The sequence below is a fragment of the Phaeodactylibacter xiamenensis genome (genome assembly GCF_000759025.1).
Lineage (GTDB): Bacteria > Bacteroidota > Bacteroidia > Chitinophagales > Saprospiraceae > Phaeodactylibacter > Phaeodactylibacter xiamenensis.
Genome location: NZ_JPOS01000084.1, coordinates 59,430 through 75,412, shown reverse-complemented (window position 1 = coordinate 75,412; position 15,983 = coordinate 59,430). Strand labels below are relative to the sequence as shown.

Below are 15,983 nucleotides of genomic sequence, written 5' to 3'. Positions count from 1 at the left end.
CCAACCTCAAGAATCTTGTCGAGTGTATCCTGCTTCCACTTTTACGCGCTTGCAGGAGATGAGGCGCATGCCCAGCGGCTTGTCCCGGTCATGCTCGGCGGCTTTGAACTCCGGAGCATAGCTATTGCCGTGTATCATGCCTCGTCCGGTAAGGGCGATGTCGGTAGCGCTCTCGGCGTAGATAAACGCTTTGCGGCTGTAGCGTTCCGTGTAGGAACGGATGGTCCGCTGTTCCATATCCGGATAGTCCCGCAGATAGGGGCTGCCAAGTAAAGTGTCTCCGGCTGTAACGTGGATTTCAACGCCACTTCTGAGGACAAGCGTCCCGCTTAAAAAGGTGCCGCCGCTGATGAGTACCCTTCCGCCGCCAGCTTCGTGGGCTGCGTTAATGGCAGCCTGAATGGCCTGGGTATTCACCGTGGCTCCGTCTCCTTTTGCACCATACTCCTGTACGGCAAAAATCGTCTGTGCCTGAGCCAAAAGGGAAAAGGGCAGGGCGAGGGTGGTAAGTAGAATCAGAGTTCTGAATCGCTTCATGATCAGGTGTTAAAGTCCGCGAATGGCAATCCCGCTCAGAAAAGTGGTGCCGATTTCCGGTTCCAGTTCAATCCTCAGTCCTTGTTGCCCGGTGGCTTTCGCCTGAAAGGTAATAGCGGTAGCCTGAACGTCTTCCAGTTGCACAGCAGAACGTACCCTTTCTCCGTTGGCGCTGATGTGGAACAGGCGATCTGCAACCACTTCGGCTTCATTCCCCTCAGCGCCAAGATTGTAAGCCAGCTTTTCCCGGCCGGACTTGCTGTACACCTCGGCAAAGTGGAGGGTGACTTTGTACCAACCATCCGGCACATCTGCCCGAAAAGTAGTGAAGGTATCGCGGTGGGTCTGGTAAACGGGCTCGTTATCGGAACCGAAAATCTCTTTGTCACTGCCCACCCGGAAGCCTTTCCAGCTCATCAGCGCAGCACCATCCACAAACCCGAAGGACCCCGGCTGATAGGCACGCTCGGGGAGCCAGGTTTCTTTGGTGAGCATATCCGTGTAGTGAAAGTGCGCCCCCAGGTTCATACGCAGGTCAATATCCTTGATGGAAAGATTGCTGAGGTTAGACGGGATGGCCTGTGCATAAAACTCACTTTGCCGGGACAAGCCTTTGCCTGCGCTGACCTCAATAAGGTTGGTGCCTTCCCGGAAAGGGACCCCTACCACGGTGTGGTAATTGTCGGTTTCGAAAGTGCCCAAGACATTACCATTCACCACCACTTCAACGGCCGGCTGATTGGAGAAAATCCAGACCGGTTGGGTGAAGGTGTTGGTTTCATCCGCAAAACCGACTCGGTAGCGCCAGTCCTGACTGCCAATTTGCAGGTAAGGCTGTTGCGATAAAGCTGCCTGATAGTAAAGGTAACTGTCTTTTGGAGTACGGTCATGGTGCAGTATGCCTTTGCTGTTGATATGAGGCACCGGGTCTTTTCTGCCCTCGGATCCAAAGTCGGCAAAGTTCCAGATTGCTCCGCCCATCACGTGCGGGCGGGCGATGATCTGCTGGTAATAGCTGGCGTGGATCATCGTTTGCCATTCCACGGTAAAGTCAAAGCGTTTGGGGTTCGCAGCGTGGATGCGTGGGTCACTGCCGCCTCCGTATTCGGCCACGATAATGCCCTTGTCCGGATGGTCTTCGTGAAAACGGTCGAGGAATTCACCAGCCTTGGGCATATTTTCGGAGTACCAGCCGTAGTAGAGGTTCCAGCCTACCACATCCGTGATGTCATTCATGCCCGCCTCTTCGTACAGCTCATAGTTGCCATGATGGGCGATAGTCGTCCATCTGGTGGGGTCTTCTGCTTTTGCGACGCCATTGAGATGGTGGGTGAGCTTTTCCACTGCTTTCAGGTAGTCGGCTTCGGTAATACCGGGATTGCCTTTTAGCCCGTTTTTCAGGCGGAGCAGCACCTCATTCATAAAGCCCCACATAATGACACTTGGATGGTTATGGTGCTGCCGGATCATCTCCTGCAGGTTGCGGGTGCTGACTTTAGTAAAGTCTTCGGAAACGGTGATGGAATTGACGATGGGGATTTCTTCCCAGACCAGAATGCCGAGTTCGTCACAAGCCTCAAGCAGGGCCGGGTCTTGCGGATAATGCGCAATACGAATAAAATTGCCGCCCATGGCTTTCAGGATTTCCATGTCCCGGCGGTGGAGCTGGTCTGGTAGGGCATTGGCCAGTCCCGGATAGTCCTGATGCCGGTTGGTGCCGATAAGGTCAAGCGGCTCCCCGTTGAGTAGAAAAGCCCGGTCCTCGTTCATCTCAAACCAGCGGAAACCGTATTTGCTGGTGTAAAGGTCAATGTTTTTCCCTTTTTCATCGAGGAGCGTGACTTCCACCCGGTACAAATTAGGCTGTGCCGGCGACCAAAGATCGGGCTGACTGACCATGACCTCCATTTCTGCAATGCCAGGGCTGTTGCTGCCTAGTTTAATCGGTGTTTCTGCTTTCGCGACCAGTTCCCCGCTCTTATCGAAAACCAAGGTTTGGAGAGCGAGCTTGGCGCTTTTGGCTGACTTATTAAGGACACGGGCTTTTACCTTTAGGGAGGCCGATCGTTTAGACACCTTCGGAGCGCTTAGGTAAACCCCCTTTGTACTGCCATCCATCCGGTCGAAGTGCCGCTCTCCTTTACGGATGAGGTAGACATCCCGGTAGATACCCCCGTAGAAGGTGAAATCTCCCGACATAGGCGGAATAGCCGGATCGTGCCGGCTGTCTACCCGTACGGTGATGGTATTCTCCGCATTCAGTTGGACATAGGGCGTGATATCCACCGCAAAAGCCGTATACCCACCTTTGTGCTCGCCTGCCAGTTGATTGTTGACATAAACCTGGGCCCATTGATAAGCACCTTCAAACTTGAGCAATAGTTGATCCTGCCCGGTTTTCGGCAGGAAAACCCGCTTTTGGTACCACCCCACTGACCTTAGGTAGCCGTCCGCATCGTCGAAGGCGTCGAGCCGGTTCCAGGTGTGGGGCGTATTGACGGTAGTCCAGGCACCAGAGTAGTCCGGCAGGGCGCTAATGCTTACATTTTCCTCCAGCAGAAACTTCCAACCTGCATTGAAAGTGGATTCCTGGGCAGAAAGAAGGGTAGTCAACAAAAGGCTGCTCAAAAGCCCAAGCCAGGTATATTTCATCTTGAATTGTTTTTCGGTGATTGGTTTAAAATGATCAAGCAGACCGTCAATCTCTGGGTGCCGCTTTCCCCGCCGGCCAGTAAATGGAAGGGGAGCGGGCTTCTGCAAGATAGGTCTCTATGGTTTTGACAATTTTTTTGTTTTTCCGGCTGACATCGTTGTTCTCCGTTGGGTCATCGGTGAGGTTGTACAATTCCAGTTTGCCATTCAAACCGTGCCGTACTGCTTTCCAGTTCTTCCATCGCACCGCCTGGTCGAAGCCTTTCTCATGAAACTCCCAGTACAGGAAGCGGTCGGAAACCGGCATGTCTTCCCCAAACAAAACCGGGGCGATATTCATGCCGTCAATGTCCTTAGGTGCTTCAGCGCCCGAGACAGCCGCCAGGGTAGGGAGTACATCCGGGAAATACCACGGATAATCGCTGACCTTTCCTTCCGGGACGCATCCAGGCATCCAGGCAATCATTGGGGTACGAATGCCACCTTCGTACATGTCGCGTTTGCGCCCCCGCAGCGCGCCGGAGCTATCGAACAGACCGTCGTAGCGGTTGGCGGCTCCGTTGTCTGAGCAGAAGAATACCAGGGTGTTTTCTGCAATGCCATGTGCTTTGAGCAGGTTCAGCACGCGGCCCATATCGCTGTCGATCATGCTAATCATACCGGCAAAGTGTTGCTGTTTGTCTGTCCAGTTTTTGTCTCGGTAAAGATCAACGTATGGCTGTGTGGCGGCGATTTCGCTATGCGGCAGACAGTAGGGCAGGTAAAGGAAGAAAGTGGTATCATGATGCCGGTCGATAAAGTCCAGTGCATAGTCCGTGAACAATGGGTGTGTATGCTGCTCCCGTTGCCCATTGGTATTGCCGGACAGCTTCAGCGTGTCCTGATTTTCCCAAAGGAATTCCGGATAATGGCTGTGTGCCCGGCGCTGATTGAGAAAGCCCATCCATTCGTCAAAACCCTGTCGGTTGGGCTCGCCGGTGGTGGTTGCCTCTCCCAGTCCCCATTTGCCAAACATCCCCGTGATGTAGCCGGCCTGTTTGAGCACTTCTGCAACTGTTGTGTCTTCAGGCCGTAGCGGAATCCGCCTGGGCTTAGGGAGCTCAGGGACTTCCACCGCTGAAAAGTTGCCCCGGATTAGCGTATGCCCGCTATGCTGACCGGTCATTAGTACGGATCGGGAAGGTGCACATACCGGCGCACCAGCATAAGCCTGCGTAAAACGCGTGCCTTCCCGTGCCATTTGATCCAGAAAGGGCGTGGGGATGACGTCCTGCCCGTAGCTGCCCAGGTCCCCGTAGCCCAGGTCATCGGTCATTACAAAAATAATGTTTGGGCGGGGCTTGTCCGGCTGAGCTGTAGCGGAAATACTCAGCAAAACAAATAGTGGAAAGATCAGTCTGCTCAAAGCTTTCAGTTTTTTAGGAGGTAGATTACAAATGGCTGGTGTCATCTTCCTGTCTGCCAACATTACAATTTCTTAGTATTTTGACCTCAAAATAAAAGAGTATGAAACAGGACTGGATAGCCGGTAAGGGCGCCATCGTTACCGGTGGTGCTTCCGGCATTGGGCGGGGCATTGCACTGGAAGCCGCCAAAGCGGGCGCCAAAGTGATTATTGCCGACCTCAATGAGGCCATGGGGCAGGAAACGGTGCAAATGATTGAAGAAGAAGGCGGGCAGGCGCTTTTCATTCCCACAGATGTGACCGACAGCCGGTCCCTGGAAACCTTTGCCACTCAGGCCGCTGCCTATGCACCGGTCTGCTACCTGGCGAACTCGGTGGGATTGCAAACTTACGGCACCGTAGATACGACCTCTGAAGCCGATTGGGACCGCACTATCGATGTCAACCTGAAGGGGATGTTCCTGGCCACCAAAGCTATCCTTCCGCTCATCCGCAAGAATGGAGGCGGAGGCATCGTACACATCAGCTCCATACAGGGCAAGCGCTGCCAGAAAAATGTGCTGGCGTATTCCACATCCAAAGGTGCTGTGATCGCTATGACCCGGTCTATGGGCATCGACCACGCCGCCGAGGGGATTTACATCAATTGTATTTGCCCGGGCTCCATTGATACGCCTATGCTGAGGTACGGTGCCGGTGAGCACGGCCCGGCAGACGAGGTCATCGCTGAATGGGGGCGCAATCATCCCATAGGCCGGGTAGGGCAGCCGGAGGAGGTGGCTAGAACCACGCTTTTCCTGTGGAGCCCGGATTCTAACTTCATCGTCGGGCAGGCCCTGGAGGTAGACGGTGGTTTGGGTAGTGTAATATTTTGATTTTTCATTCACTTTATCAGAAGTATAGTCTTTAATAACGGGCAGGCCCTTAACATAGACGGTGGGCTGGGCAGTGTTATTTTTTAAGCCTTCAGGAACTTCCGCCGGGGATCGTTAGTTTGGTAGAAAAAATTAACTTTGCGCCAAACGAATCCAAGCTCAAATGGACTTTCTTAAAGAACTGGAATGGAGGGGGATGTTACACGATGCGACCCCCGGCATCGAAGAGGTATTACAATCGGGTAAAGTTGCCGGCTATATTGGCTTTGACCCCACCGCCCCTTCACTGACTATCGGCAATTATGTGCAGTTGATGCTGCTGACCCTGTTTCAGCGCTCCGGGCATCAGCCGGTTGTGCTTATGGGGGGCGCTACGGGCCGGATTGGCGACCCTTCCGGAAAAGATAAGGAACGCGAGCTGAAGTCTTACGATGAGCTGGACAACAACCTGCAGCATCAGGTACGGCAGATGGAAAAATTTATCAACTTCACAGAAGGCGATAATAAGGCAATTCTGGTCAACAATCTGGACTTCTACAAGGATATGAATATCCTGGATTTTCTGCGCGATGTGGGGAAGACCCTGACCGTGAATTACATGAGCTCTAAGGAGTCCGTAAAGAAACGCCTGGAGACCGGGCTATCCTTTACCGAATTCAGCTACCAATTGCTGCAGGCTTACGATTTTCAGCTGCTGTTCAATAAGCACAACTGCATCCTGCAAATGGGCGGTTCTGATCAGTGGGGTAATATCACGAGTGGTACGGAGTTCATTCGCCGTAACCTCAATGAGAAAGCTTACGCCGTGACTACGCCATTGCTGACTAAAGCTGATGGCAGCAAGTTTGGCAAGTCCACCGAGGGTAATATCTGGCTGGACGGAGAGCTGACCACGCCTTACCAGTTCTACCAGTTCTGGATCAACGCTGCGGATACCGATGTCCCTAAATTTACCCGCTACTTCACCTTGCATACGCGGGAAGAGATCGAAGCCCGGGAAGCCGAGCATGCAGAGAATCCACAGGAACTCAAGCGCCTGTTGGCTGAAGAGCTGACCATCCGCATCCACTCTGAGGAGGCCTACCGCTCGGTGCTAAAGGTGACGGAACTGCTTTTCAACCGAAAGGCAGGCAAGGAGCAACTGCTTGATTTGTCGGAAAGCGAGCTGAAGACCGTAGCCGCAGAGATTCCAAGCTTTACCTTGCCGAAGGATGCTTTGGCAGGCGGAGCCAATATCGTAGACTTACTGGCAGAGCACACCCAGGTGGTGGCTTCTAAAGGAGATGCCCGCCGCGCGATCAAAGGCAATGCCATCAGTGTGAACAAGGAGAAAGTGAGCGATCACGATGTGGTTATTACCCATGAGGCACTGCTGCATGGCAAATACCTCATGGTCGAAAACGGTAAAAAGAATAAATTTATTCTTGAAGCAGAGTGATGGAAAGCACTGGGGTTGAGTAGGTTAGCTTGACCCCGTTTTGCCTTCGCTCTGATCCTGAAATCCCAAATTCATATGCTATGCCTGGTCCAGGAAAAATTCCGATTTATCAGATTGATGCTTTCGCCAGCCAACGTTTCAGAGGAAACCCCGCTGCCGTTTGCCCACTGCCTTCCTGGCTGCCGGATGCTACCCTGCAGGCTATTGCTGCTGAGAATAATCTATCGGAAACGGCTTTTTTCATTCCCGGAGGAGAAGCGGACTATGAACTGCGTTGGTTTACCCCGGCTATTGAAGTGGACCTGTGCGGGCATGCGACCCTGGCTGCCGCACACTGTTTGTTTACCCACTTAGGGCACCCGCATAAAAGTATCACCTTCGGTTCCCGCAGCGGCTTGCTCACGGTGACCAGGGAAGGGGAGGAGTACATGCTCGACTTCCCGGCAGATAATATTGAAACCGTGGTAGCCCCTCGAGCCCTCAAAGAGGCACTGGGCACGGAGCCCGTGGAGGTGCTAATGGGGCGGGACGATTTTCTGGTCGTCCTCGAATCAGAAGCAGATGTCGCTCAGCTTGCTCCCGACCTGCGGTTGCTGAAAGAAGTCCGTTGCAGGGGCGTAATTGTGACGGCACCCGGCAGTACCACCGATTTTGTTTCCCGCTGTTTTTATCCGGCTGCGGGCGTTGACGAAGACCCGGTTACCGGTTCTGCACATACGACGATGACCCCATACTGGGCAGAACGGCTTTCGAAGCAGGAGCTCACTGCCCGTCAGCTGAGCAAAAGAGGCGGTCATCTGCGCTGTACTATGCTGGGAGAGCGGGTGGCCATTTCCGGTCCGGCTGTTACCTATATGGAAGGTGAAATTTTTATTTAGAAAACCGCTGATGCTATGCACCTGAGCGAAATCCTTATGCACCTTGGCGAGGACCGCCACAACTACTTTAACGCGGTTTCTCCGCCGGTCATGCAGACCAGCAATTTCGCGTTTGATTCACTGGATGATTTTCGGCAGGCTATCGCTCAGGAGGCTCAGCAACCGGTCTACTCCAGAGGGGTTAATCCTACTGTTGCCATTTTGCGCAAAAAGCTGGCTGCCCTGGAGCACGCTGAGGATGCGCTGGTTTTCGGCAGCGGAATGGCCGCCATTTCGGCTGCAATTCTGGCACATTGCAAGGCAGACGGGCACGTTGTATGTGTAGCCAAGCCCTATTCCTGGACCCACAGTATACTGGTGAACTACCTGCCCCGGTTTGGAGTGTCCCACACCTTTGTGGATGGCACTGGCCCGGAGCAAATCGAAGCCGCTATTCAAAGCAATACCACTTTGCTTTACCTGGAAAGCCCCAATTCCATGACTTTCGAGCTGCAGGATCTTGAGGCTTGTGCGGCTATCGCCAAAAAGCATGGCATTCCTACCTGCATCGACAACAGCTATGCTTCGCCGGTATTTCAAAACCCCATCGACTTTGATATCGATATGGTCGTCCACTCCGGCACCAAATACCTCAACGGGCATAGCGATGTCGTATTTGGAGTGCTCTGCGGCAGCTATGAAACCATTGGGCGAGTCTTCGCCGGAGAATACATGACCCTGGGCGGCATTCTTTCCCCACACGATGCGAGCCTGGTCATCCGCGGGCTGCGGACCCTTGAGCTTCGCATGCAGCGTACCCACGAGAGTGCTTTGGAAATCGCCCGTCAGCTGGAAGGCCACCCTGCCGCAGGCAAGGTCCTGCATCCCTGGCTGCCCTCATTTCCTCAGTACGAACTGGCCCGGAGGCAGATGACCGGAGCCGGAGGCTTGTTTTCCTTTTATCTGGATGCTGATACTTTCGGTCAGGCGGAGCGCTTTTTTGAAGGCCTGGAGCGTTTCCTGCTGGCGGTTTCCTGGGGCGGGCACGAGTCGCTTGTCATGCCAGCTACTGCCTTCTACGGCGTGCCGGGACGAGAGGACTCCACCACGCCCTGGAACCTGGTCCGTTTATACATCGGATTGGAAGACCCAGCCTGGCTGTGGGAGGGGCTTGAAAAAGGCTTTCAGTATATGAGAGGGTAAGCCTGTAACATTTTGGCAGGTTTATGCGTAAACTTTTGCGGTGGGGTCATTACCTTTAGATGACCCAAGCAAAGAAAATACTATGAAAAATCTACCCTCTATCTGGTTAGCCCTCCTGGTGATGGTTGGACTGGTCAGTTGTTTCCCGGACCGATTTGAAGTGGCAGAGCCTGACAACTGGAACCCTGCCTTCGGGGTGCCACTTATTAATACTTCATTCAGTATCAATGACTTGCTCGATGATCTTGATGATGGTAGCCTGATCCAAACCGATTTTGGTAACCGGCTTACCATTGTCTACCAGGACCGTATCGAAGCGAGACCGGAGTTTGAGTTAGACCCACTACCAACTATCCCTGTACCCATCGCCGAAAAAGAACAAACGGTGGAGTACCAGGCACCTGGCAACTACCGGTATGAAATCATCCGATTGAAAGCCGGTCAGTTTGCCTATACTGTGCTTAATCCATTCCCTGAATCAATTGCGTTTACCCTCACTTTCTCAAATTTACGGCTGGACGGCAACAGCCTGTCAGTGGCGGCTACGCTTCCTCCCGCCGATATGAATGGCGCTTCGGAAACAGTTGGCACGCTGGATTTGACAGGCTACGAACTGATTCTGGATGAAGACATTGAGACTACGTATACCGCCAACCGCATCAGCGATAACAGCCCGGTTGACCTTCCGCCTTTTCTAACGTCCATCAGCGGGATGGACTATAGCTACATACAGGGTTACTTTGGGAAATTTGATGTAAGCCTGCCCGGGGATTCTCTGGAGTTTGCCTTTCTGGACAACTGGGAAGCAGGCGAACTCGAGTTTCTGGAGCCGGTTATCAGCCTGACGTTTTACAACACTATGGGCATCCCTCTGGAGCTGCGGTCAGACACTTTCGACCTGCATACTTACCGCAATGGCATTGTAGCGCTCGACAACCCCATGCTTAACAGTGGGCTGCTGTTTGCCTTCCCCTCTATTGAGGAGGTAGGAGAAGCCAGGCCTACGATGCTCCGTCTGGACGCTGAAAACTCTAACATCGTATCTGCTATATCCGGCGTGCCTTATCAGCTGGATTATGCGTTCAGCGCAGTGGCTAACCCTTATGAAAACAACCTCATTACCAATCACCTTACGGATTCCGTTAAGGTAGGTATTGATGTTGAAGTGGACATCCCGCTGTACGCCCGCGCCAGGGGCTTCCGGATTGTCGACACCTTTGAAGTCGACCTTTCTGACCTTGAAGATTTGGACCGCCTCGGGTTCAAAATGGTGGCTGACAATGGCTTTCCGCTTGAGTTAGGTATGCAGTTACAGTTTATGGACGGCAGCGGAATGGTGTTTGATTCCCTTTTTCAGGAAGGCCCGCGCCTGGTGGCAAGTGGCAACCTGCGCCCCGATGGCACTGTCTCCACGAGTAAAGAATCTATCCTGGAAAGTGACCTCAGCGGCACTCAGCTGGAGCAAATCCTGAGGCGGACCACCGACGCCCGGATCATTGCTACACTCGAAAGCCCCAATGAAGGCGCTGATGCTGCCCGTATGCTGAATACTTATATCCTTGGCATCAGGCTGGGTATCCTTGCCGGGCTTTAACCTCAAAAACCCCTCGTTATGTATCGTATAATTATCACGGCATTACTGCTTTTGATGGGTTGGGCGCTTCCTGCCCAGGAATACGGGCTGTACCAAATGCGCGATGTTTGGAATGCCAGCCATCTCAATCCCGGCTTTTTCCCCCGCCAGGAATTCATTGTATCACTGCCGTCTGTGCATACCAGTTTGAATGCGATTGGCATCAATCAGGAGCGGTTATTCGAGTACAACAGTGCAGAAAATACTAATTACCTGAACCTGGATGGTGTGGTAGGCGAGCTGGAGCGCGATTTGGTCCTGAAGAACTCTACTATAATTGATGGATTGGGCGTAGGCGGCAGGGTTGGCAAATTATTCGTCAGCCTGTCCACGAGTAGTGTGCTGGACGCTGAGTTTACCCTTCCGGAAGCCCTGCTGCAAACCGTATGGGAAGGGACTGAGCAATACCTCGATCAGCCCCTCAATATCGGTCCATCAGTTGATATGATCGCGTATCAGAAAATCGGATTGGGGCTAAATTATGAAGTTAACCCCCGCCTGGCTATAGGCCTGCGTATCAACCGTTTGATGGGTGCTGGAAGTTTTGTGACCAATCGAAGCGGTCTGACCCTTACGCAGAGCAGCGATATTTACCAAACTACAGCAGAGTTGGACTATGAAGCCTTTTACTATGGTGCCGGGCAATTCAACCTGCTCGATCAGACCATAGAAGGATTTGAAAACTTTGGTGATGCGCTGGACACGGATGGCGTGGAGCCGGAAGGCGGTGCCGGGCTGCGGCGATTTACCAATGGGAACACTGGCTGGTCATTCGACCTGGGCGCTGAGTATCTCATGGGCGACCGGCTGACCCTGTCTGCATCCTTGCTCAACCTGGGCAGTATCCGGTGGGAAAATGCCACACAACAAGTTAACCTGACCGGCACTGTCAACTTTGAAGGCGTAGATGCGGCTAACCTGGACGAGGGAGAAGACTTTGAAGTGGTGCCTGGTATTGATACGGTGGGCACCTTTGAAGCCACCTCAAATGTCGCTTACACGCAGGCGCTTGCACCCCGCACTTACCTGGGCGCGAATTATCAGCTTTTTCCTTTTTGGGATGTCGGTGGGTTATTGTACAACGAGTTTTTTACCGGTGGTACCTTTACGGCATTGTCCCTGAGCACCCGGTTCTCCTTAGGGCGTATACTCAGCGTAGGCGGCGTTTACACTATGCAAAACGGTACTTTTAACAGCCTGGGCGCCAATGCAGCCCTTAAACTGGGACCGCTTCAGGTTTATGCCATTGCTGACAACCTGTCTGCTGTGACCAACGAGGAGCGCCTCGACGGGGCAAACTTCCGGGCAGGGCTCAATCTGACGTTCGGGCGCAAGCAATCAGATTTAAAACTGGCTGCTGCCCGTGGTTTGGATTCAGAAATGCCTGATCCTGTCCATGTACCTGCCGCCACTCCGCCGGCTGAAGCACCAGTAGCTGCTGAATCTGAATCGCCCGCCAAGGCAATAGTCGACGAGACACCGGAAGAGGTCTCTGCGGTTAATGGTAATCAAGTCGCTTCGGAAGAAGGAGCCACACCTGCGGAGCCTGAGCCCGCTACAACCGAGATTATAGCCACCGATAACCCTGAGCCATCCGCACAGTCACCGTTGCTCACCTACCCTGATGAAGAAGACAACTACCCGGAGAACCACCCCGCTAACGCAGACGGGCTAAAGCTATTCCCCTTCAGGCTTGAACTACGGGACAACCAGGACCTGGGACTGGTCGAAGCGGCAAGCGTAGATGTTTACCGGATAGAACAAGGAGGCTACTACAAACTCATCCAAACAGAAGAAGCCTTTGGTGGACGGGTGAATATGCAGCTTTCTGCCGAACGTGCTCCGTACCAGGCCGTAGTGAAATCTGCCGGCTACGATAGCCTGACTGTAGACTTCCAGCCGGAGCGGAAGTCTTCCCTAAATCAGGTTGTTTTCCTGATTGCCGCCGAAAAAGAAGCGATAAATGATGTGCCAGGCTCAGAAGCGCCGGCAACTCCTGAGCGCCCCGAAATGCCTGCTCAGGCTATGCCTGAAGTGGAAACAGAGGCGCCCGCTCCCAAACCTGAACTCCGGGAATCAGCGCCCGAAACCCTTGTCCCTGAAGAGATGGAAACACCGGCACCCGAACCGATGCCCGAACAGGCACCGCTAATGGAAACAGCGCCTGAGCCCGAAATGCCAGCAAATGCATCGGAGCCTGCCGTTGATAGTGGACCAGAAGCAGCTGATACTGCCTCTGATGGAGCAGAGAGCGGGTACCCCATCGCCTACGAGCCACCCTACGCTACTTACCTACTGACACAGCGGACGAGTCTGCGGGAAGCCCCCAACTCCAGTTCGGGAGTGATTTCCCGTATGCCGGTATACACCGAGCTGAAATTGCTGGAAAAAACAAATGAATGGTGGTGGAAAGTTTCTATGGGTGGTTGGGATGGTTATGTAAAGGCGGCCCTGCTTAAGTTACGGGATTAGTTTTTACAGTCTGCACCGATTGTGTATCTTTAGGAACATAATTTTCAGTGCAAACGATATGGACAAACTGGTAATATTGACCGGCGCCGGCATGAGCGCCGAAAGCGGCATAAAAACCTTTCGGGACGATGACGGTCTTTGGGAAGGGCATGATGTCATGGAAGTGGCTTCCCCTCAGGGCTGGCGCAAGAATCCTGAGCTGGTACTTGACTTTTACAATCAGCGCCGGCGGCAACTCCATGAAGTGGAACCTAATTCCGGACACGAAGCCCTCTCTGCTTTGGAGGATATTTTCAACACCACTGTGGTGACCCAAAACGTAGACGATTTGCACGAGCGGGGCGGCAGCAGCAACGTACTTCATTTGCATGGAGAACTTTTCAAGGTGCGCAGCACACAGCATCCGGAATTGGTCTACGACTGGAAAGAAGACCTGAATATTGGCGACACCTGTGAAAAAGGCCATCAGCTCCGCCCACATATTGTTTGGTTTGGAGAAGCTGTTCCTATGCTGGAGGAGGCTGCGCTGGAAGTTCTGGATGCAGATATCATTTTGATCATTGGCAGTTCCATGCAGGTTTATCCTGCTGCCGGGTTGGTCGGTTTCGCTCAGAAAGCCCGGAAAATCTACTACGTTGACCCTAACCCTTCCATCAATTATGAACTGAGCCTGATTGCCGATCTGAAGGTGATTGATGCGCCCGCTACACAGGGGGTGCCTGCTGTGGTGGAAGATTTGATGAGGGTATAATCTATTGAGTTTACCGACGAAATCCAACTAAATATATGAAATCCTATTGGTGCCTTCCTCTACTGGCTTTGGCTCTCCTGGCCGGCTGCTCAAAAGACAAAGAAATGGACAAAATACTGGAAATCTCTTCTCCAGGTGGCGACCTTCAGTTACAGTTTACGCTTACTGAAGAAGGGGAGCCGGTCTACTGGGCCCGGTATAAAGACACCGCCATTTTGGACACCTCTGCTTTGGGATTTGAGCTGGTAGATGCACCAAGCCTGCGCACCGGCTTTGAAATGACAGACTATTCCACCCGGGCGCTGAATGACGTTTGGGAAATGCCCTGGGGCGAGCAGCGGGAAGTATCCAATCACTACAACGAGCTTACCGTGGAGGTCCGTGAAATGCCGCCGCCCAATCGCAGGATGCGTCTGATCTTCAGGGTTTACGATGACGGCTTTGGCTTCCGGTATGAAGTCCCGGAACAGGAAGGATTGGAAGCCCTGGAAGTTGCGGAGGAGCGTACCGAATTTCAGCTCACCGGCAACCACACGGCCTGGTGGATTCCCGGCGACTGGGATATTTACGAACACCTGTACAACGAAACCTCCATTTCCGGTATTGATGCGCTGAGCAAGCGGGACCATCCCAATCTGGCGCAAACCGCCATACCTGTCAATGCGGTGAATACCCCGGTGACGATGCGGACGGCTTCCGGCCTGCACCTCAGCTTCCACGAAGCGGCCCTGACGGACTACGCAGGCATGACGCTTATGGTGGACAATGACGCCTATAAGCTCACCAGTAATTTGGTCGGTTCTGAGCGCACGCCCTATAAAGTAAAGCGGAAACTGCCCTTCCATACCCCCTGGCGCACGGTACAGGTCAGTCCCGATGCCGCCGGCCTGATTGAGTCCAACCTGATTGTAAACCTCAATGAGCCCAATCAGTTAGGCGATGTGGAGTGGTTTAAGCCTACCAAGTACGTGGGAATCTGGTGGGAAATGCACCTCGGCAAGTCCTCCTGGGACATGGCAAGTGGCAAACACGGCGCCACCACCGAAAATGCAAAGCGCTACATCGACTTTGCTGCTGAAAACAACATCGGAGCCGTCCTGGTGGAAGGCTGGAATACCGGCTGGGAACACTGGATCGGCTTTGAAGACCGGGAGGGCGTTTTTGACTTTGTGACACCTTACGAAGACTATGACCTGGAGGAGGTGGTGCGCTACGCTAAAGAGAAAGGTGTGGAAATGATCATGCACCACGAAACCTCAGCCGCCCCACGTACCTACGAGCAGCAGCTCGATACCGCTTACGCGCTTATGCAACGCCTGGGCATTCATAGCGTAAAAACCGGCTACGTGGGTAAAATCATCCCGGCAGGAGAATACCACCATGGCCAGTGGATGGTCAACCATTACCGCAAGGTGCTGGAAACGGCAGCCGAATATGAAGTGGCCGTCAATGCCCATGAGCCGATCAAAGCTACTGGCATACGGCGTACTTTTCCGAATGCGACTTCCCGGGAAGGCTTACGTGGGCAGGAATTCAATGCCTGGTCGGTGGAAGGCGGTAACCCTCCGGATCATCTGCCCACGGTTGCTTTCACCCGGATGCTGGCTGGTCCAATAGATTTTACGCCGGGGATTTTTAATATGAAACTGGCACCTTACAAGGAAGAAAGCCAGATCAACACCACTCTGGCCCATCAGTTGGCGCTCTATGTGGTGATCTACAGCCCGGTACAGATGGCGGCTGACTTGCCGGAGCATTACGAAGACCATCCGGCATTCGAGTTCATCCGGGAGGTTGGCGTAGATTGGGAACAGAGCAAAGTGCTCAACGGTGAGGTTGGCGACTACGTGACTATCGCCCGTCAGGAGCGCGGTACTGATCGCTGGTTCCTGGGCAGCATTACCGATGAGCAGGAGCGTTCCCTTGAAGCTTCACTGGATTTTCTGCCTGCGGGGTCCAATTACAAAGCGACCATCTACCGGGATGGAGAGGGCGCTCACTGGGATGAGAACCCCTCTGCTTTCCTCATCGAGTCCTTTCTGGTAGACCGGAGCACAACCCTGAAGCTGGACTTGGCGCCGGGTGGCGGGACAGCTGTTTCGCTGGAACCCGCTACGGCGGAAGACGAAGAGCGTTTGCAGACTTACCGCTGAAGGGCCC

General features: G+C 53.4%; 11 protein-coding genes. 8 read left to right on the top strand and 3 right to left on the bottom strand.

Features of this window, described 5'->3' with window-relative positions:
* Positions 1-6: 6 nt before the first annotated feature.
* The 3 genes from IX84_RS24995 to IX84_RS24985 are packed head-to-tail and all read right to left on the bottom strand — an operon-like array spanning position 7 to position 4,594.
* Positions 7-537 carry a glycosyl hydrolase family 28-related protein gene (locus IX84_RS24995; protein WP_052516380.1) on the bottom strand — a complete coding sequence of 177 codons (531 nt, stop codon included), beginning with the start codon at positions 535-537 and terminating at the stop codon, positions 7-9.
* A gap of 9 nt (positions 538-546) precedes the next feature.
* The gene (locus IX84_RS24990; RefSeq protein ID WP_052516379.1) at positions 547-3,189 is read right to left on the bottom strand and encodes a glycoside hydrolase family 2; all 2,643 of its coding nucleotides are present in this window, start codon (positions 3,187-3,189) and stop codon (positions 547-549) included.
* Positions 3,190-3,235: 46 nt separating this feature from the next.
* Entirely contained in the window at positions 3,236-4,594 is a 1,359-nt protein-coding gene (locus IX84_RS24985; RefSeq protein WP_202965293.1) for an arylsulfatase, read from the bottom strand.
* 101 nt (positions 4,595-4,695) lie between these two features.
* Between IX84_RS24985 and IX84_RS24980 the strand changes: the two genes are divergently transcribed.
* From IX84_RS24980 to IX84_RS24945, 8 genes are all read left to right on the top strand, one after another.
* Positions 4,696-5,469: an SDR family NAD(P)-dependent oxidoreductase gene (locus IX84_RS24980; protein WP_044227500.1), complete on the top strand. Its 774-nt coding sequence runs from the start codon at positions 4,696-4,698 to the stop codon at positions 5,467-5,469.
* A 163-nt stretch (positions 5,470-5,632) separates the two neighbouring features.
* Positions 5,633-6,907, top strand: coding sequence for a tyrosine--tRNA ligase (gene tyrS, locus IX84_RS24975; RefSeq protein WP_044227496.1), 1,275 nt, complete (start codon positions 5,633-5,635; stop codon positions 6,905-6,907).
* An 80-nt stretch (positions 6,908-6,987) separates the two neighbouring features.
* Positions 6,988-7,785, top strand: coding sequence for a PhzF family phenazine biosynthesis protein (locus IX84_RS24970; protein ID WP_044227493.1), 798 nt, complete (start codon positions 6,988-6,990; stop codon positions 7,783-7,785).
* 15 nt (positions 7,786-7,800) lie between these two features.
* On the top strand, positions 7,801-8,967 hold the full coding sequence (locus IX84_RS24965; RefSeq protein WP_044227489.1) for a trans-sulfuration enzyme family protein: 1,167 nt from the start codon (positions 7,801-7,803) through the stop codon (positions 8,965-8,967).
* Between the two features lie 82 nt (positions 8,968-9,049).
* A complete protein-coding gene (locus IX84_RS24960; RefSeq protein WP_044227487.1) occupies positions 9,050-10,561 on the top strand; it encodes a hypothetical protein in 1,512 nt (503 codons plus the stop codon).
* Between the two features lie 18 nt (positions 10,562-10,579).
* Positions 10,580-13,072 (top strand): DUF5723 family protein, encoded by a 2,493-nt coding sequence (locus tag IX84_RS24955; protein ID WP_044227485.1) that lies wholly within the window; start codon positions 10,580-10,582, stop codon positions 13,070-13,072.
* Between the two features lie 58 nt (positions 13,073-13,130).
* Positions 13,131-13,823, top strand: coding sequence for an SIR2 family NAD-dependent protein deacylase (locus IX84_RS24950; protein WP_044227482.1), 693 nt, complete (start codon positions 13,131-13,133; stop codon positions 13,821-13,823).
* A 35-nt stretch (positions 13,824-13,858) separates the two neighbouring features.
* A complete protein-coding gene (locus IX84_RS24945; RefSeq protein WP_044227480.1) occupies positions 13,859-15,976 on the top strand; it encodes a glycoside hydrolase family 97 protein in 2,118 nt (705 codons plus the stop codon).
* The last annotated feature ends 7 nt before the right edge of the window (positions 15,977-15,983 follow it).

Bases quoted from the DNA above. Each gene is read 5' to 3' on its own strand.
- IX84_RS24995 (WP_052516380.1), bottom strand. From the start codon at position 537: ATGAAGCGATTCAGAACTCTGATTCTACTTACCACCCTCGCCCTGCCC.
- IX84_RS24990 (WP_052516379.1), bottom strand. From the start codon at position 3,189: ATGAAATATACCTGGCTTGGGCTTTTGAGCAGCCTTTTGTTGACTACC.
- IX84_RS24980 (WP_044227500.1), top strand. From the start codon at position 4,696: ATGAAACAGGACTGGATAGCCGGTAAGGGCGCCATCGTTACCGGTGGT.
- tyrS (WP_044227496.1), top strand. From the start codon at position 5,633: ATGGACTTTCTTAAAGAACTGGAATGGAGGGGGATGTTACACGATGCG.
- IX84_RS24970 (WP_044227493.1), top strand. From the start codon at position 6,988: ATGCCTGGTCCAGGAAAAATTCCGATTTATCAGATTGATGCTTTCGCC.
- IX84_RS24965 (WP_044227489.1), top strand. From the start codon at position 7,801: ATGCACCTGAGCGAAATCCTTATGCACCTTGGCGAGGACCGCCACAAC.
- IX84_RS24960 (WP_044227487.1), top strand. From the start codon at position 9,050: ATGAAAAATCTACCCTCTATCTGGTTAGCCCTCCTGGTGATGGTTGGA.
- IX84_RS24955 (WP_044227485.1), top strand. From the start codon at position 10,580: ATGTATCGTATAATTATCACGGCATTACTGCTTTTGATGGGTTGGGCG.
- IX84_RS24950 (WP_044227482.1), top strand. From the start codon at position 13,131: ATGGACAAACTGGTAATATTGACCGGCGCCGGCATGAGCGCCGAAAGC.
- IX84_RS24945 (WP_044227480.1), top strand. From the start codon at position 13,859: ATGAAATCCTATTGGTGCCTTCCTCTACTGGCTTTGGCTCTCCTGGCC.